Source organism: Xanthomonas sp. F4 (genome assembly GCF_011761895.1).
Genome location: NZ_JAASQX010000001.1, coordinates 763,474 through 782,153, shown reverse-complemented (window position 1 = coordinate 782,153; position 18,680 = coordinate 763,474). Strand labels below are relative to the sequence as shown.

The following is an 18,680-nucleotide window of genomic DNA, read 5'->3' as shown; positions in this document are numbered from 1 at the left end:
GCCACTTCGAGCAGTGGCCACAGCGCTTGCGCGCCGTCCGTGCGACCGCGGAAGCCAGGCCTGAGGCGCGCATCGCGCTTCCTGCGGCGCTTGCAGGAGCAGCTTCAGGGCACGTCTAACAACCTCGATTGCAAACATCGCACACCAAGCAGATCAATTGCCTACGAAGGCTTGGATCAAAATTTTGGGGGCTAATTCGAGGTGCCCTTCAGCCGCGACAGGCACCATCGGTACGCCTGTCGCGGCTGAAGCCACTCCTGCAGGGCCAAGACGACCCGCTACCCTGGCAGCACTTCCGCCAGAAACGGCGCAGTGCGACTGCCCGCATGCCGCGCCACCGCCTCCGGCACGCCCGCGGCGACCACCGCCCCGCCTTCGTCGCCGGCACCCGGCCCCATGTCGATGATCCAGTCGCTGGCCGCGGCCACGCGCATGTCGTGCTCCACCGCCACCACGGTGTTGCCCGCCTCCACCAGCCCGTGCAACTGCCGCAGCAGCGTGTCCACGTCGGCCGGGTGCAATCCGGTGGTCGGCTCGTCCAGCACGTACACGGTGCCGCGGCGCTGCGCACGCTGCAGCTCGCTGGCGAGCTTGATGCGCTGCGCCTCGCCGCCGGACAGTTCGGTCGCCGGCTGGCCCAGCCGCAGATAGCCCAGGCCCACGTCCACCAGCACCTGCAGCGGCCGCGCGATCGCCGTATCGTCGGCGAAGAACGCCAGCGCCTGCGCCACGGTCATGCGCAGCACCTGCGCGATGGTGTGGCCGCGCAGTTCGATCTCCAGCGTCTTGGCGTTGTAGCGCGCGCCATGGCAGGTCGGGCACGGCGCATACACGCTGGGCATGAACAGCAGTTCCACGCTCACCGCGCCCTCGCCTTCGCACGTCTCGCAGCGGCCCTTGGCCACGTTGAACGAAAAACGCCCGGCATCGTACTTGCGCTTGCGCGCCGCCGGCGTGGCCGCGAAGCGCTTGCGCACATGGTCGAACAGGCCGGTGTAGGTGGCCAGATTGGAACGCGGCGTGCGCCCGATCGGCGCCTGATCCACCTGCACCAGCCGCCGCACGTGCTGCAGGCCGTCGGCGATGTAGCCGTCGGTGGCAACGCGCGTACCCCGCTCCAGCGGATCCAGTTCCTCCTCCGCCTCGGCCGGTGCCTGCCCCAGTTGCGTGCCCAGCAATTCCACCAGCGCCTGGCTGACCAGCGAGGACTTGCCCGAACCGGACACGCCGGTGACCGTGGTGAACACGCCCAGCGGGATGTCCACGTCCAGCGCGACCACGTTGTTGCGGCTGACCTCGCGCAACTGCAGCCAGCCCTCCGGCGTGCGCGGCGCGTGCGCGGCGGCCTGCGGCTCGGCGAACAGGTAGCGACGGGTGGACGAGGCCTGCACCTGCGCCAGTCCCGCCGGCGGACCGCTGTACAGCACCTGCCCGCCGTGCTCGCCGGCGCCCGGGCCGACATCGACGATCCAGTCGGCATGGCGGATCACGTCGATCTCGTGCTCGACCACGAACAGCGAATTGCCCGCGCCCTTGAGCTGATCCAGCGCGCCCAGCAGCGCCTGCGTGTCGGCCGGATGCAGGCCCGCCGACGGTTCGTCCATCACGTAGACCACGCCGAACAGTTGCGAGCGGATCTGCGTGGCCAGGCGCAGCCGCTGCAGTTCGCCGGGCGACAGCGTCGGCGTGCTGCGTTCCAGGGTCAGATAGCCCAGGCCCAAGGCCTCCACCACCTGGATCCGCGCCAGCAGATCCTGGGCGATGCGCTGCGCGGCCAGGGCCTGCTCCGGATGCCGCGAACGGCCCTGCATGCGACCTTCCGCCGCAGGCCGCAACAGGTCGGCCACCTCGCCGAGCGGGCGCTGCGACAGTTCGCCGATATCCAGCCCGGCGAAAGTCACCGACAGCGCCTCGCGGCGCAGCCGCTTGCCGTCGCAACTGGGGCACGCCGTGCTGATCAGGTATTGCGCGACGCGCTTCTTGATGAAAGCACTCTGCGTGCTGGCGAAGGTGTGCAGCACGTAACGGCGCGCGCTGCTGAAGGTGCCCATGTACGCCGGCTCCTGCTTGCGCTTGAGCGCGCGCTGGGTCTCGGCCAGGGTGAAGCCGGGATATACCGGCACGGTCGGCTGCTCGTCGGTGTACAGGATCCAGTCGCGGGTCTTCTTCGGCAGCTTCGCCCACGGCACGTCGACGTCGTGGCCGAGCGTGGTGAGGATGTCGCGCAGGTTCTGCCCGTGCCAGGCCGGCGGCCACGCCGCCACCGCGCGTTCGCGGATGCTCAGCGAACGGTCCGGCACCATCGACGCCTCGGTGGCGTCGTAGATGCGCCCCAGGCCGTGGCAGGTGGGGCAGGCGCCGGCCGGCGTGTTCGGCGAGAAGCCGTCGGCGTGGATGATGCCCTGGCCCGGCGGGTAGGTGCCGGCGCGCGAATACAGCATGCGCAACGAGTTGGAGATGGTGGTGACGCTGCCCACCGACGAGCGCGTGCTCGGCGCGCCGCGGTGCTGCTGCAGCGCCACTGCCGGCGGCAGGCCGTCGATGGCGTCCACGTCGGCGACGCCGGCCTGATCGATCAGCCGCCGCGCATACGGCGAGATCGAATCCAGGTAGCGCCGCTGCGCCTCGGCGAACAGCGTGCCGAACGCCAGCGACGACTTGCCCGAGCCGGACACGCCGGTGAACACCACCAGCGCGTCGCGCGGCAGCTCCACGTCCACGTCCTTGAGGTTGTGCTCGCGCGCACCACGGACGCGCACGAAGCCGGAAGCGGCGAAAGCGGAAGGCGTGGACATGGGCGGGACCGGCAACGCGAAGGAGCGCGCAAGCTTAGCCGCTCGGCCGCCATGGGCGTGTCGTGGCGACTGTGCTGCGACGCGCCCGGTCTCTCATCGGCGCAGAACGGGCACGCAGTCGCCGGTGACGCAGGTCTCAACCCAACGCGGGCGCCGCCAGCGTGTCGGCGTCCGCGTCGCGCGCGGCCAACGCCTGCATCCGCGTCACCGCACTGGCGAAAGCGCGCAACACCGCCACGCCGCGCTCGGCGTAGATCGCATGCAGCGCCTGGTAGTACCACAGCGTGCCCTCACGGCCGGCGGTGAAGCGCTCGAACACTGTCGTGCCGACCTCCGGGTCTTCCAGGTCGGCGACGATGCTGCGCGCGTTGTAGAGCTTGTCGCAGGCCGACACCAGCAGCACCGCGTCCGGGGCATCGGCCAGATGCGCCAGATACGCCTGCTTGCGGACGCGCCAGTCGCGGCGCTTGGCCGGCACGTCCGCGGGCGCGGCCTTGCGCTCTGCGGTGGCGTCGGTGCAGGCCATCACCATGTCGGCCACCGCCTCGCCGAACTGTGCGCGGATCACCGCCTCGTGGCCGGCGCCGCAATCCTCGACCACGTCGTGCAGCAGCGCCGCGATCGCCTGGTCCTCGTCGCCGCCGGCCTCCAGCACCAGCGTCGACACACCCAGCACGTGACTCAGATACGGCACCGTGCCGCCCTTGCGGAACTGGCCGGCGTGGGCGATGCGCGCGTAGTCCACGGCGCGCGCGTAACGTTCGGTGAGAGCGGTCATGCGGCGATCCTGACGGAACAGGCCGGCATTATCGCCAAACTTGCCAGCGTAGGCGCGTGCAGGCGAGCGCGGGCACGGCGGCCGTTCAAGCTGCCCTGCCCCGGCGCTGCATCGCAGACCGCTCGATCGCCACGCCCCGGTTGACGTGCCCGACTTGGCACTGAAAGGCGACCTGTACGCACAACACAGCTGCAGCGCACGCAAGAAGCCCTCGCCGTAGGCAACCGGTTGCTGGTAAGAGATACCAGGCAGGGTCCCTGCGTCCCGCAGCGCCTGCACATTACTTTTCCCCCGCACCGCGTTAACGTGGCGCTTGGAAAGATAGGATGGTCTTGCCTAACCTACCGCCCACTCGATACACACGCATGAACGCAGCGCCGAGGATGCAATCCACCATGATCACCGACACCGCCCACGCCGTGGACGACACCGCCACCGACACCGCCCCGACCCCGCCGGCGCGCCGCGCCGCCGTCTCCGGCCGCGCCGCCGCGCACAGCGTGTACCGCTCGCCGTTGTCCGCCGATGACGCCGGCAATGACGCGCTGCGCCTGCGCGAACAACGCGCCAAGCGCGCGGCGCAGGTTGCCGCGGTCGGCACCGTCGCCGCCCTGGCCGCCGTGGCCCTGATCGCCTGGCGGCGCGCAAGGCGCTGACCGCGCAACAGCATCAGGCGCATTCGACATCATGCGCCGAGCAGGAAGCTCGCACGCCCACGCAAGGAACGTCCCCATGACGCCATGGCACCGCATCGCCCAGTTCGCCGGCCTGGCACTCGTCGCCAGCGCCTGCAGCATGCCCGCCGCCGCCCGCAAGACGCCGATGGCCTCGGCGGTGCTGAACGTCCCGGCCGACCTGCCCAACCAGCGCCTGTTCGATTGCGCCGAATCCAGCATCGCCACCCTGTCCGAGACCAGCAGCTCGTGGCCCAAGGTCACCCGCGAAGACCCGACCAAGGGCATCCTGGAATCGGGCGATTTCCCCGAGACGAACCGCAGCGGCTTTCGCCTGCGCCTGGAGCGGCCGCCGGGCGCCAACCAGGCCAGGCTCGCCCTCAAGGGGGCCGGCGCTTATTTCGTCGACCTGGGCGTGGACCAGGCTATGCACGACCTCAAGACCGCACTGGACCGCTGCGTCGCCACGCAACTCCATTGAGCCGACGAACGGAACACGGCAGTTCTGATCGCCGCTGCATTCACATCGACCAAGGAAGGACACGACCATGCCCAATTACGCCATCGAAGCCCGCTCGCTCGGCGTGATCGGTATCGCCGGCCACGCCTTCTGGGTGCTGCGCGACGAGCACGGCAAGGCCGTGGCGGAACTGCATGGCCTGGCCACCGACCGCCAGACCGGCCAGGCCATCCCCATCGGCACCGACGACACCCGGCACTCGCTGCGCGCCTGGCATTACCCGCACGATCCCGCGTACGCTCGCTCCATCGGCGAGAAGATCGACAGCACCACCTACATCCGCGACGACCAACCGTCACGCACGGTCGCCACCGGCGACAAGAACGAAATCATGGGGCGCTGGAATACGGCCGTGCGCGCCGTACCAGAACTCAACGCGCAGGATCGCGACTACCCGAACTACGGCTTCAAGGTCTTCGGCGAAACCATCAACAGCAACTCCGCCTACCGCACCTTCGGCGAGCTGATGGATGTGCCCGTGCAGAAGTTTCATGGACGCCTCGAACCGGGCGTTGACAACCGTATGCTGTCGCCGGAACGCACCGAGGCACTGCGTTACCACGCACCGGACAAACAGGAGCGGCAGAGCGCACCCGCCTCCACTGCCGCCCCGGCGCGTGCCGACCATCCCGATCACACGATGCTGCAGCGGATCCGCAGCATCGGCTACAACGCCCTGAACAGAAGTTAGCTCGAGCGACATCCTTGGTCTACGACATCGACTCGGTAGCCCAGTACCCTATAAAAATTGGCAAGCCAACGAGCTGTTAACGCTTATGCAAAGCAAGTGGTGGATGCCTATGTGCCTTGCTCAGACCAAAAAGAAGGCATCCACTAGGCGCCCAGACGCAAACGCTTGAAGTCGGCGGCGTTGCTCGGCGCAGGAAAGACCAGCGTCGCGGCCAGCACAAAAGGAGCATGCAACGTGAGAGCAACCTCAACGATTCCATTGGCCTTAGCAATCATCTTTCTATCAACATCCTGCGCAACCACCGGCTTGGCAGCCAACGAGCGAAAAGCAGGAAACATGAAGGAGCACACCGAAATGACACCAGGCGAATTGGGCCATCGCTTCCTAACGATGATAGGGACTGTCGACAAGTTCGATGACCTGTCCGCCGAGTCCGTGCAACGGCTCATGGACGTCCCCTTCACCAAGGATGAAGCGAAGAATTCCGGATTCTACGTACTGAAGTCCCAAGACAACTGGGAATACAACCTCACTTACAGCTTCAATGAAAAATTTCCAAGATATTCGAATGTAAATCTGGAGATAGCCGCAACAGGAAGCACAAGTGAAGCAAATTCACCACCATGCGACCTGATATTGAAAAACTACGATGAATTCCTGAAGAAGCACGGATTCAAGCCCGAGCCAACGTTCTACAACGAGTTCGGCTGGGCGCTTTCCTTCTATTATTCGCGCAACGATCTCTATCTCCAGATCATCCCCCAGAACAAAGCACTGAAATCTCCAGACGCGCCTGGTGGGACATGCATCGAAGCGATCAGTCTCCACAAGCTAGAAGGATGACGACGATGCCAGCAGCAAACGCACAGTTGCAGGAGGCCTTGTCGCGATTCGCCAGCCAACCGGGAGTCACCGCCGACCAGGTGGCGCAGTTGCGCTCAACCATTGCTGCAGATCAGGACCTTACGCAGCGCCTCAATCAAGAGGCTGCCAACGGTCATTTGAGCGGCTTCGCAGTGAGCCCGAGCGGCTCCCAATCGTTGATCGGGTCTTACGACAAGTCGTCCGGGGTTGTCACCCTTCCCACACTTCAACCCGGCTCCGCCGCCGCAGCAGATTTGCGCGACGCTCTGCGTCTGCAGGAGATGAGCATACGTTTCGCTCACAGCACCTATGTGGACGCTCACCAGCAAAGCCAGGCGGTGACCCAAGACATGGTCACCAATCTGCAAGCAACGATCAACAGCTCGCCCACCCTGGCAACTGAAATGAAACGGGCGGTCACCACGCTCGACAACAACACCAGCAATAGCAGGCAACAGCACATGTTGCTTGAGAATTTTGCACCTCTTAGCGGAACTGTCGCAGGCGGCACTTTCAATTCTGCGAACAAGACGATGAGCATCCTGCCTACCACGCTGGGACAATCGCCAAGCCGATTCAATCAGAATGGCGCTACTGATCTGACATTCGTACTGGGTCACGAGACCCAACACGCCTTCAATCAAGTGTCCATGGTCGATGCGTATCGTCAATTCGACTCCGCTGTGAAGGCGATCGCCAAAGACAACAACCCGATCAACGACTACACGGTTCCTATCGAAAACCTGGTTGCGAAAAACCGCGAGGACGAGGCCAAGGCACAAATTTCCGGCTGGAACGCATTGATCGATCGGGAACGACAGATCAACCCTCAGGTCGATCTGACCGCCATGAAAGGCATTCCGAACAGCCGCATCAAGGACTTCGTCGAAGCCGACCCAGCCAATCGCGCTCAAGCCAGAGCCCGACCAGGCCTGAACTTCAATGCGGACGGTTCACTCCCGATGACCCCGGAGAACATTGCCGCACAAGGGCATTATTACTTCGACAAGCTCCCCAAAGGCACTCCTGGCCTGTCAGTGGACCAGACAACCGGCATTGGCTACCACGGCGACTCGGACTACCCCAATTACTACGGCGCCCTGGCGCTGAGCCGCGCGATCAAGCTCGACAGAGAAAACGCGCATTCAGTCCACGGCGTCGCGCCGCAAATGCATCTGAACATGCAACGCCTGCACTTCAACGAGACCTTGCTGGAGCGCAACGGCATCACCTTGCCGCAAGACAGCGCTACCACCCCTCAGGCGTTCTGGGATACCAGCACCACCCCGCCAACACCCGGCCTGCTGCAGCATACCCAGGACTCCCACCAGCACATCAGTCCAACCCCCGAGCTCGACTCTCCGCAGGCAGGACACGTCCAGCCGGGCGACCCTGGGCATCCCGACACACCATTGTTCGAGAAGATCCGCGATGGCGTGCGCGGACTGGATCAACAAGCCGGCAAGCCATGGGATGAGAACAGCGAGCGGCTGAGCGCGAGCCTGTTGCTGTTGGCTAGCGAAAAGGGGTTCACGGCAAAGGACGACCTGAAGATCGCCGCCAACACGTCCACCGCCACCTTGGGCAGCGGCGAGGTGGTGCACCTGTGGCGCATCGGCCATCCATCGCCCGACCCCGCCGCGCACCGAGCGCACATGCCCATGCAGGAGGCGCTCGCGGTACCGGCGGAACAGCGCTTCGCGCAACTGGAGGCGGCGCAGCAGCAAGTCAGGTCAGATGAACTGCAGCGCAGCCAACAGCACGACACTGTGCAGACGCAAGCGACGCCGGCCCGTTCGATGTAGACGCCGCAAGCCCTCCCGCCGTGCGCCATTACTGGCACGGCGTAGGCACGACCGTGGTGGTCCCACTGGCCACTCGCGAAGGTTGCACAGCAAAGGAGTCGCCTTCAATCAAAGACCCAACGCATGGGGCGAATGGCGACGTGTCTACGGTAGACGATACCCGGGCGGCCCGCTCTCGGCGTCATGGCCGGGCGTCTGATATGGAGACTGACGCTGCGCCGGCCACGACACCTCGCGGAGCACCATGTCCAGCTGCTCCGCGAGCAATTCCATGCACACCGCCAGTTCGCCCGCACGCACCTTCGGGGCTGCCTCGCGTTCCTCGGCCACGCTGCGTGGCTCTGCCAGTCTTGCGAGGAACCTGATGAACTCACCCAGCCGCACCAGCCGGAACTGGCTCTCTTCGGGCAGAAAATAACCCGCCACTTCAAGATCGTCCGTTCTGTACTCCGACATCGTCGCCTCTCCTTCCATGAAGTGGCCGTCCGCCGCAATGGCGGACGGGAAGTCGGGAGGCTAGAAACCGCAGACAGCCGGCGGGCTTATTTCCCTTGCGGGTCTTGTATTCACCGCCCTCCCGACGCAGAGGTCGCGTCGGTTGCACCTGCAAAGCACGCAGGCACAAAAAACCCACCGGTTTGTCGGAGGTGGGTACCGCTGTCTGCGGAGTTTCTAGGCTCCGTTTAGTAATTTTGCTACCGCCGATGTGACGCGTCAAGTTGCCTCATCCACGGATGATGGCATGCGGCAAACATCAAGCGACATACGCTGTCGCCGCGCGTCAGATCCCTTCGACATCAATGCCGTTTTCCGCCAACCAAGCCTTGCGTTGCAAATAATCCGGCATGGCGCGCTCCACATGCAGCCAGAATGAAGGCGTGTGGTGCGCCTCGTGCAAATGCGCCATCTCGTGCACCAACACATACTCGGCGATGCGAGCCGGCAGCAGAATGGTCTTCCAATGGAAGTACAGCCAATCTCCCTTGCCGCACGAACCCCAGCGGTAGCCAAGGTCCTGAACCTTTACCCCGACCGGAGCGACGTCCATACGCAGCGCGTGTTCAAGCATGCGACTCGACAGCCAGCGCTTGGCACGTTCGCCATACCAGCGAATGAATTGTTCTCTGGCAGCGGGCAATGCATGGGATGCCAGGCAGAAGCGCCCGGCGGACAGCTTCAACGGTACTTCCTGGTCGGCCACCATCTTCAACCGATAGCTTCGCCCCAGGTAAAGGAAGCCCTCGCCGCCCACAAACTCCTTGCGAGGCGCATGGCGTTGCAGGCGATCCTTCTCCGCCAACCGGGTGTAGATCCAGAAGCGCTTTTCCTGCACGAAGGCACGCAACCTGGACTCTGCCACGTCCGGTGGTGCAGAAAGCACAAGCGCACCATCACGCTCGACGGTGATCTCCATCGTCCGTCGGCGCGCACTGTGCCGCACGGTGAACAGCAGATCGTCCACCTGCAGACTGGGGGCAATCATGGCAGCTCGCATGGCATCACACCTGCATCAGCCGCTCATGGCTGGCACGCGCCTGTTCCATCAGCTTGTCGGTGAGCAGCCCCGCCGCAGCTTCGTCCATCAGTGGAGGGCGCAGCCGCATCAGACGGTCGAACAGCAAACCGTTGAGCTGCTCTTGTGCCGCGCGCTTGTGCGGACTCCAGATATTGCGGTTGCTCTGCAGCTCCTGCACCAGCAGCTCGACCAGTTCCACGGTCACGTCCATCAACCGAAGCAGCTCCGCCGGAGTCGGCTCGCGCCCTGCGCAGACCACGTCCATCACCGTGCGAAGAAAAGGCGCGCAATGCTCCGGCACACCCGCCGGCGTATCGGCGGCACCGACGCTGCCGTTGCGCACGTCGTCGACCAGTGCCTGCAGTTGGGCAACCAACTCACTCCATTGTTGGCCCAACGCCCGCAAGATCTCGTTCAATCGCTCCGAAAGCTTGCGGTACAGCACTGGGTCCTCGTCGGCGTGCTTGCGGATATGCGAGCGCACCGCGTGTTCCATTTCCGAAGCCTTGGCGCGATCATTCGCGGCCCGGCCCACATGGGCATCGAACTGGGCATCCGTGAGTTGAATCGGCGCAATCTTCGGGTCGATGCCCAGAGAGATCACATGATCGTCGATCAGCTTGCGCACCTTGGCACCCACGTCCTTCCCAAGCACCGGCGTGTCCTTGTAACGATTACGGGCGCGCGCATGGATATACGCCAGGCGCTTGGCATCCGCAGAAAACGGCAGGCCTTCCGGGCGCGGCAACACCGTGTCCAGCGATCCAAGAAACGCCTTGAGCTTGACCACGAACTCCGCTCTGAGCTTCTCGTTACCTAGTGCATCCACACAGGCCTCGGTGTCCGCCAGTGATTCGATGCCCCGTTCGCGGAACAGGTCAACCACCCGCGCATGCCGATCACGCAGCACCGGCACTTCGTCCTTCAAACTCGCCAATGCGCCAACTACATCTTCGTCGGCGTAGGCGGCCAGCGCTTCCTTCAGATGCTGGGCCACACCGTAATAGTCCACTACGATGCCGCGGCGCTTGCCAAAGCCAGTGCGATTGACGCGCGCAATGGCCTGCAGCAACTCCGCCTCGCGAATCGGTCGATCCAGGTACATCACGCCGGCAATCGGCGCATCGAATCCCGTCAGCAACATCGACTTGACCACCAGGAACGCCAGCGGATCCGCTTTGGTCGCATCCGGATGCATCAGCGGCTTCTTGAAGCGCTTGATCAACGACTCATGGGTGGAACTGTCGGTCCAGTGCTTCCAGCCGGGATCATCGTTGTTGCTGCCGGAGATGATCGGCGCGAATTCGATCCGCGCCAGCACCTCGCGATAGCGCCACGCCTGTACTACCGCCCGCACCTTCGGCGGCCGCAGGCACAGGGCTTCATCATCCATCGCCTGGTCCTGCGGGCTCAGCGCATCGGCCTCCTGCAGCAGCTCGTCGCGAGCAGCTTTCAAGGCGGCGAAATAGCGGGTGGCGGCCAGCCGGCTATAAGCCACCACCTGGGCTTTGTAGCCATTGGGCAGGATGTTGGCGACGTAATGGCGAAGGATGTCGCGCGCCTTGTCGGCTATCAGCGCTGGCGCATCGAAAATATGCCCCTTGGTGGCGTATTTTTGCTTGATCGCTTCCAGCTCTTCCGATGTGTGCTGGCGAAACAGATCCTCGAATAGTTCGTCCAGGTTAGCGCCGTCCTTGATGGCGCCATTGGCGGTACGTCCTTCGTAAAGCACCGGCACCGTCGCCCCATCGGCCTCGGCCTCCTTGATGGTGTAGCGATCGATGAACTCGCCGAAGATCTCGTGAGTCCGCTTCTTCTCGCCCATGATGATCGGCGTGCCGGTAAAACCGATCCGCGCGCAGCTGGGCAATCCGGCCAGCAGGTTGGCATGCAGGTCGCCGGCCTGGGTGCGATGCGCCTCGTCCACCAGCACCAGGATGGCGTCGTCATCGTTGAGCACCTCGAATTGCTCCGCAGCCACTTCGGCCTTGCCATACACAGCACGCGCCTCCTTGACCGCTTGTCCAGCAAACGGGAGATCTTCGGCCTTCAGCGGGGCATCATTGGCCGTGTCGCCATCGCGGTACTTCTGGATGGTGACGAACACCAACCCCGGCCCCTTGCGACGCGCCAGGCCTTTCAGGCCTGACGTACTGTCGGCCACCTCCACTGGTTCGCCTGTGAGTGTTGCGGTCACGGACAGCTGGCCTTGCAGGTCCTTGCGGTCGGTGACCACCACCACCTTGAAGCGTCGCAGCGTCGGCTCGGCGCGCATCTTGCGCACCAGGAACACCATAGTCAGCGACTTTCCCGAGCCCTGGGTATGCCAGATGATGCCGCCACGCTGATCGCTTTCGCCATGCTGCAGCCGGGTCTGGCCGCGTTTGAGCTTTGCGATCGCACGGTTCACCGCACGGTACTGCTGATAGCGGCACATGGATTTGATGGTCTGCCCGCCCACCTGCATGAACAGCAGGAAGTGCTTCACCACATCCAGCAGGTTCGCTGGCGCCAGCAGGCCGGCAACCAAGCGCTCCTGGGCGTTGAGCGTCTGCTTGCCGAAGCGTTGCGCCGCCTCCGCCTCCGATCCTGCACCGTCCGGCCCCACCACGGTCTTCCACTGCGCGAAGTGCTCGAAGCCCGCACCGATGCTTGCAACCCGCGCCTCGTCCACGCAACTGGCCACCAGCAGCTGATTGGTGGCGAACAGCGCCTCGTTGCCTTCGTTCTCGTCCACTTCCAGCGCGGCCTTGCGCTGGTTGCTGTAGCGGCGCAACTGGTCCACGGCCTCGCTCAACGGCTCGGGAATGGACGGACTCTTGCACTCCACCACCACCAGCGGGATGCCATTCACCAGCAACACCAGGTCCGGCACGATGAACGCCTTGGCGCTGTTGAAGCCGGGCGGGCAGTCCACGCGGTACTGGCTGACCACGGTGAAACGGTTGTTGGCCGGCGTGTCCCAATCGATATAACGGATCGTCTGCCCGCGCCCGCCCTCCCAACCGGGCAGCCCGTCGACCGTCAGGCCCTTGATCAGCAGCTCGGTTGCCTGCTGATTGGCCTCCATCAACTTGTGTGCGCCCAGGCGCGTGATGGCCGCCACCGCTTCAGCCAGGCGGGCATGATCCAGCCACGGCTGGCCCTCCGGCCCCGGATTCAGCGCCAGCAGGCGCTCGCGCAGCCGGGTTTCCTGAACGACCTCGGCGAAGCCGCTGCGTTCCGTGACGGCGGGGTCGTCCAGGCTACCGGCCAGATGCGTCCAGCCGACCGCCTGCAGTTGCGTCACGAAAGGCTTCTCGACGTCTTCCAACTCCCAACCCATCAGCATCTCCCTGGCTGGATGCAGGCATCCATGGACATCCCAACATTCTCATGGACCTCCAAAGAACCCCAAAGACATCCAAAGATGTCCAAAGACCTCCAAAGAGTCCCAAAGACCTCCAAAGGATCCCGTCCGCCTGGCGACACCCTTTCAGTCGTCAGGTTCAAGGGTGTAGTAGGCCACCCGGCGTGTCCCATGTTGGGACAGCCGCCCTTGCTCTTTTAGCCGCCCCAACAGCGCCTTGGCCTGCAAGGCACCCAATCGACACAGCTCCATCACCTCGGCACGGCGGATCTGCCCGTGCTGCTGCACGTAGTTCAGCACCAACTGCTCGTTCTGCAGGCTGGTGAAGCCGGCTTGCCGGGTATAGGCGGCCTTCTCACCCTGGCGCTGATACACGGCCGCCGACAAGGTGTAGCTGCGCCCACGGGTCTGCCCGTGCGCCTCGATCAGGCCGGCCTCGGTCAGCGCCTCCAGCGTGCGCTTGGCGCTGGCCGGGTCGCGCTGGATGCGCGCGGCCAACTCGTCGGCGGTGACACGCTTGAGCTCGCGCAACGCGGCCAGTGCGATCAGGCTGTCGATCGGCAGTTCGCCATTGCTGCGCCGCTCCTGCTCCACCACCATGCGGCCGAAGTCGAGATCAGCCGCACCGGTATCCAGCCGCACCACCACACTGTGGCTATCCGTGCGGGAATAGTCCGGGGCTGGCCGGCCGAAGCGCAGCAGGCCCCGATAGATCGTGTCGACCCCGCGCCCCGAGCGTTCCACCACCCCGATGCGCTTCATCGCATCGGCAAGCGCGCGATTGCGTGGGCGCGGCTCGGTGGTCAGCAGGTTGTCCAGCGTCACCCCATCGACCAGACCGCCAGGGTTGCTGACCACCAGCGCCTCGTTCTCCAGTCGCACATGCACCGCGCCCAGGCGGTGGTAATCGCGGTGGATCAGCGCGTTGGCCACCGCCTCGCGGTAGGCACCCAGATCGACCTTGGGTACCGGCACGCGGAACAGCCCGACCTGCAGTTCCTCTTCCGGGTTGTACGGCCGGAAGTTGGTCTCCAACCAGTCGATGGCCTGCAGCAGCGGCACGCGACGGAACTCGTTGAAGCGCACCGCCTGTTCGGCCAGCACCTGGAACGCGAACTCATGCGTGGCCACATGCTGGCGCAGCGCCTCGACCCGGCCGATCACCAACAGGCCACACAGTGTCGGCACGCGGCGGCCGTCGGGCTGGCGCGTAGTGAAGCCCAGCGCACCATCCAGCGCCTCATCGTCAAGCTCCAGCAACACGCGGTCGCCACCGTACTGCTGCACTGCCTGGCGCAGGCGCTCGCGTTCCAGCGGATCGAAATCCGATAGCTGCGCGCCGGCCACCGGCTGCGCCGAGGCATCGACCAGCCCCAGCTGGCCGAGCCGGCTGTCGCGCTCATGCGGCAGCATCGGCACGCACTCAGGCATGCCGTCATGCTTCAGCCGGCGGCGCAGGTAGACGCCACCGGCGGTGGCCACCACCGTGGCGGCCTTGGGCACCACGATCCGCGCGACAGGCACACCATCGATCTCGACCGCCTCCACCTGCACCGCAATGGCCGGCGACGTGCGCGCCGCGACCAGGCCGGGCAAGCCGGCCAACCGCCGGTGATCGGCATGCAGACCGGTCGCGGTGCCATCGTCTTCTACGCCCAGCCACAGCTCGCCACCGTCCGCGTTGGCAAGACACACCACGGCCTCGGCCAGCTCAGTGTCGGACAGCTTCCTGCGGTCGCTCTTGAACTCGACCGTCAGCGATTCGGCAGGTGGCAGGGCGTGGGTCATGCGGTGGTGGCATCAAGCAACGGGGTGACGCGGACGCGGCCGGTGAGGAGGTCGTTCATGAGACCGAATTTTTGCGCTCGACGCTTAGCCAGTATCTCGCACTCAAACATGATGCTTCTATCGATCGCATTAAGGCGACGCCCTATTTCAATCTGCTCCTCTAGCTCAAGTGGCGCAGCCAATGGAATCCTTCTCAAGGCATTGAGCGTGATCTCCGCGAATGTCGTACCTTTGACTTCGAGATTGATCGCCTTTAGCGCACGCGTGTGCCTCAATGCCCAGAGCAAAAATACTCCATCGGCATCAATACTTGGCGATATACGAGCAGTACCTTGCGTGAGATTGGCGCCATCTAAGTCGTCCGGTACAGGCAGAACCCTTCCTACTGTCGCACGGATAGCCATTACCACTTCACCAGCCCGGACCTTGGATCTCATATAACTGTTAGCGATGCGACGAGAGGTGCAGAGCATCGTCTCCCGGATCAAAGAATCACCTGACATGTCTCCGGTCCGAATGTATGGTACGCCTCCAGGAATATGAGGGCCGGCCTGGACGATTCCGTATGTAATTTCGGATGCGGTGTAGCGAGACAACGGCTCAACATTCCACGCATTCGGAATCAAGCCCAGCGGTGAAGGCTTGTAGAGATGTGGCGCTTCCGACTGCGGCGGGCGCAGTTCGCCGTTGGCGTCGATGCCTCGCGTCAGCAGGTCGTGCAGCAGGCCCTGCTTGACGGCCTTGAGCTTGGCGATCAGCGCCTCGGTTTCGTGGATGGCGGTATCGAGGGTGTCGACAACTGAGCCAATCATCTCCTGCTCGTTCAAACTGGGCGTCGGAAATTGGCTAAGACGCAGAGGGGTCCGGCTTAGCTCAAGCTGATTCGTTGACCCTACGTAGCAGAATCTTTCGAGATGACGCTGCGCATGTGGCGTTTGCAGGACGGAGTTCAGCCAGCGACCGTCTGCAGAATCTCTAAGCGGACGCAGCACCGTCACGTGCCCATCGACAATAAACTTCCCTGGCGAATCGAAGACAGCAGACCTCCCAATCGTTCCGGTGCCGGTTGAGTTTAAGAGTACATCTCCACTCTCTGGACGCAGCACACCGCTGATCGCGCCTTCTGAGTGGGGTCGAGCGTGCTCCGCAATGAAGCCTTTTGCAGAAACGCATCGCTGTCCAATGGCCCTGACCTCGCTTTTCTCAACATAAATAGGGGCCGTACCACGCGATATCACGCTGCACAAGCTATCAGCTGACTTCAGCGGCCAAAGAGCGGCATTGGGAATATCAACCACTAAATTAAAGTCAGACATATCCCAACCCTTTCAAGAACCCTTGCAGCGCCCGCGCCGCCTTATCGCGCTTGCCTTCGATATCCGCCAGCGTCACCCGATACTTGTCCCACCAGGTCTCGAACGCGGCGACTACTTCCTTGCGCTGCGCAGCGACGTAGCGCTCGACGATGGCGCGCATGTCGTCGTGCAGGATGGTCAGCAGCAGCGCCGCGGCCGCCGGCTCGTCCAGGGCAGCGACCTTGCGATCGAGTTCGTCGGTGAAGCTGGCTTGCTGCGCCTTGAGCTGCTTCTTCACCGCAGCCAGGTCCTTCTTCCAGCCCCTGAGCTGGTCCTCATCCACGGCCTCCTCCTCCTCATTCGCATCGGCCGGTTCGGCATCCCCGTCCTCGCCATCGGCGTCTTTCGCTGCCTTAGGGTCGGCCGCCTTGATCTGGCTGTCCAGCTCGGCCTTCTTCGCCTCCAGTTCGGCGATGGCTTCGACGAACTCGGCCAGCAGGAAGCGCACCAGCTTGTGGTCCAGCGGATTGTCCTTGCTGGCCTTGTCCTCCAGTGCGGTGACGATGCTGGTGCGCCAGGCGTCGATGACGCCGCGGGCGCCACGCGCCATCAGGGTCTGGAATTCGTAGCGGGTCTGCACCCAAAAGCCGGCGATGATGCCGCGCACCTGGAACGGATCGAGCAGGCCAACGGCTTCCAGCGCCTCGCTGAAGCTAGCCAGCAGCTCATGGCGCAGCGCGACCAGTGCGGCGGCATCGTTCTGGCGCCCGGCCAGCGCGGTGATGCGGGTGCCGTGCGCCTGCCACCAGCCCTCGAACGCGTCGCGCAGTGCGGCCTCCTTCGCCTGCAGGCCGGGATTGCCTTCGACGGCAGGCTTTAGCTCGGCGCGAGCGGTCAGCATCGGCGCAAAATCGAAATACGCCGCGTCACGCACGACGAACAGCTCCTGCGGATCCAAGCCATGCGCGGCGAACAGCGTGGCCTTGGCCTGCACCTCGGCTTTCGGCACGCCGCCGACCAGATGCGCGCGCACGTCGTGCGGTTCCGGCGCCGGGGCGTTGTCGGCATAACGGCGGATGTTGAGGTTGCAGCCGTTCTCCAGCAGCGTGGCGTTGTCGACGATCGCGGAAAAGCCGTCGATGGCGCGGAACTCGTCGAACGTCGTGACGATCTTCTCGATGTGTTCGGGCAGCAGGTAGTTCTGCGCGCGTCCCTCCAAATACTCGCGGTCGGCGTTGATGAAGAGCACCTTGCCCTGGCGCTGCGCCGGCTTGCCGCTGACGCGGTTGCCTCCGTGCTGCACCTGCTGCCGCAACACCAGGATGCAGGCGGGGATGCCGGTGCCGTAGAACAGGTTGGGCGCCACGCCGATCACCGCTTCCAGCAGGTCGTCGGAAATCAGCCCGGCGCGGATGCGCGCCTCGTCGCCGCCACGGAACAGCACGCCATGCGGCATAACCGTGGCGATCATGCCGCCGTCGCGGGTCACGGCCACCATGTGCTGCAGGAACATCAGGTCGGCCTTCTTCGCGCCCGGCGGCACCTGGCCGTAGCGGAAGCGCTCGGGGAACTTCGGTGCCCAGGCGGGGCTTCCGTCGGTGTTCTTGTCGGCGGTGCCCCAGTTGATCGAGAACGGCGGATTGGTCAGCACGCGGTCGAACCGCTGCAGCTCGCCACCGGCGGCATGCTGCGGCTCGGCCAGCGTGTCCTCGTTACGCAGGTCGGCGGTGCTGATGCCATGCAGCAGCATGTTCATCTTGGAGATCGACCAGACCGTGCCGTTGAACTCCTGCCCGAACAGGTTGGCCTTGCGGCCGTCGCCGCCGTGTTCGTCGATGTAGTCCTTGGACAGGATCAACATACCGCCCGACCCGCTGCAGGGATCGTAGATGTCGTGATGTTGCTCAGGCTTGAGCAGCTGCACCATCATCCGTACCACCGAGCGCGGCGTGTAGAACTCGCCGCCTTTCTTGCCGGCGGAATCGGCGAATTCGCCGATCAGGTATTCGTAGGCCGCACCCAGCAGATCGGGGAACTCGAAATCCTCATTGCGCAGGCGGTGCAGGCCGAAGTGGGTGATCAACTGGCGCAGCTTGATGTCGGGGATCTTGCTCTGGCCGACCTTGCGGGTAAAGTCGATGTGCTCCAGCACGCCGTCGAGGCTGTTGTTGGTGTCCTCGATCCCCGACAGCGCCTTGTTCAGCGCGTTGCCCACGTTCTGGTGGGCATCGTTGAGCAGCGTCTGGTAGCGCGAGTTCGGCGGCACCCAGACCACATCCTCCACCTTGTACCAGCGCGGATTTTCGGCGGACACCTTGGCCTGCGCGTCGCTTTCGCCCGCATCCTTGCGCTCGGCAATGACCTGCTCGCGGCGCTGCTCGAACACATCGGAGCAACGCTTGAGGAACAACATCCCGAAGATGTATTCCTTGAATTCTGACGCATCCATCTTGCCGCGCAGGATGTCGGCGGCCTTGAACAGATGGCGTTCCAGTTGGGGAAGAGTCAATGGCATGAATCAAATGTCTCGCAATGAATACATGGCTACCCGAACGCGACAGGCGGCGGGAGGCGATAGCGCCTTATCCACGCCAGTGGCGAGACA

Annotated in this window: 14 protein-coding genes; 5 read left to right on the top strand and 9 right to left on the bottom strand. The window is 64.1% G+C overall.

Going from position 1 to position 18,680, the window contains the following annotated elements:
• Positions 1–278: 278 nt before the first annotated feature.
• The gene (locus FHR66_RS03555) at positions 279–2,795 is read right to left on the bottom strand and encodes an excinuclease ABC subunit UvrA (protein WP_160964337.1); all 2,517 of its coding nucleotides are present in this window, start codon (positions 2,793–2,795) and stop codon (positions 279–281) included.
• 136 nt (positions 2,796–2,931) lie between these two features.
• Positions 2,932–3,573, bottom strand: a complete 642-nt coding sequence (locus tag FHR66_RS03550) for an HD domain-containing protein (RefSeq protein ID WP_160964336.1) — start codon at positions 3,571–3,573, stop codon at positions 2,932–2,934.
• Positions 3,574–3,968: 395 nt separating this feature from the next.
• On the opposite strand from FHR66_RS03550, the gene FHR66_RS03545 reads away from it, so the two are divergent.
• The 3 genes from FHR66_RS03545 to FHR66_RS03535 all read left to right on the top strand — a co-directional run bounded on the left by FHR66_RS03545 (position 3,969) and on the right by FHR66_RS03535 (position 5,458).
• The gene (locus tag FHR66_RS03545; RefSeq protein WP_237475186.1) at positions 3,969–4,229 is read left to right on the top strand and encodes a hypothetical protein; all 261 of its coding nucleotides are present in this window, start codon (positions 3,969–3,971) and stop codon (positions 4,227–4,229) included.
• Positions 4,230–4,305: 76 nt separating this feature from the next.
• Entirely contained in the window at positions 4,306–4,728 is a 423-nt protein-coding gene (locus FHR66_RS03540) for a hypothetical protein (protein WP_160964334.1), read from the top strand.
• Between the two features lie 67 nt (positions 4,729–4,795).
• A complete protein-coding gene (locus FHR66_RS03535) occupies positions 4,796–5,458 on the top strand; it encodes a hypothetical protein (protein WP_237475185.1) in 663 nt (220 codons plus the stop codon).
• Between the two features lie 143 nt (positions 5,459–5,601).
• Here FHR66_RS03535 and FHR66_RS03530 read toward each other — a convergent pair whose 3' ends face one another.
• Positions 5,602–5,796, bottom strand: a complete 195-nt coding sequence (locus FHR66_RS03530) for a hypothetical protein (protein WP_160964333.1) — start codon at positions 5,794–5,796, stop codon at positions 5,602–5,604.
• On the opposite strand from FHR66_RS03530, the gene FHR66_RS03525 reads away from it, so the two are divergent.
• Together FHR66_RS03525 and FHR66_RS03520 are read left to right on the top strand one after the other, a co-directional pair.
• Complete coding sequence (locus FHR66_RS03525) at positions 5,795–6,301, top strand: hypothetical protein (RefSeq protein WP_160964332.1); 507 nt, start codon at positions 5,795–5,797, stop codon at positions 6,299–6,301. The two genes, FHR66_RS03530 and FHR66_RS03525, sit on opposite strands and share 2 nt — an antisense overlap.
• Positions 6,302–6,306: 5 nt before the next feature.
• Positions 6,307–8,127: an XVIPCD domain-containing protein gene (locus FHR66_RS03520; protein WP_160964331.1), complete on the top strand. Its 1,821-nt coding sequence runs from the start codon at positions 6,307–6,309 to the stop codon at positions 8,125–8,127.
• A 144-nt stretch (positions 8,128–8,271) separates the two neighbouring features.
• Here the strand turns inward: FHR66_RS03520 and FHR66_RS03515 are convergent, their stop codons facing one another.
• From FHR66_RS03515 to FHR66_RS03490, 6 genes are all read right to left on the bottom strand, one after another.
• A complete protein-coding gene (locus tag FHR66_RS03515) occupies positions 8,272–8,583 on the bottom strand; it encodes an XAC0095 family protein (RefSeq protein ID WP_237475184.1) in 312 nt (103 codons plus the stop codon).
• Positions 8,584–8,908: 325 nt separating this feature from the next.
• Positions 8,909–9,622 (bottom strand): M48 family metallopeptidase, encoded by a 714-nt coding sequence (locus tag FHR66_RS03510; RefSeq protein WP_208417125.1) that lies wholly within the window; start codon positions 9,620–9,622, stop codon positions 8,909–8,911.
• Between the two features lie 4 nt (positions 9,623–9,626).
• Positions 9,627–12,968, bottom strand: a complete 3,342-nt coding sequence (locus tag FHR66_RS03505; protein WP_160964419.1) for a type I restriction endonuclease subunit R — start codon at positions 12,966–12,968, stop codon at positions 9,627–9,629.
• Positions 12,969–13,118: 150 nt separating this feature from the next.
• Positions 13,119–14,780, bottom strand: a complete 1,662-nt coding sequence (locus tag FHR66_RS03500) for an ATP-binding protein (RefSeq protein ID WP_160964329.1) — start codon at positions 14,778–14,780, stop codon at positions 13,119–13,121.
• Entirely contained in the window at positions 14,777–16,096 is a 1,320-nt protein-coding gene (locus tag FHR66_RS03495) for a restriction endonuclease subunit S (RefSeq protein WP_160964328.1), read from the bottom strand. Before FHR66_RS03495 ends, FHR66_RS03500 begins: the two co-directional genes overlap by 4 nt.
• Positions 16,089–18,590: a type I restriction-modification system subunit M gene (locus FHR66_RS03490; protein WP_160964327.1), complete on the bottom strand. Its 2,502-nt coding sequence runs from the start codon at positions 18,588–18,590 to the stop codon at positions 16,089–16,091. Before FHR66_RS03490 ends, FHR66_RS03495 begins: the two co-directional genes overlap by 8 nt.
• Between the last annotated feature and the right edge of the window lie 90 nt (positions 18,591–18,680).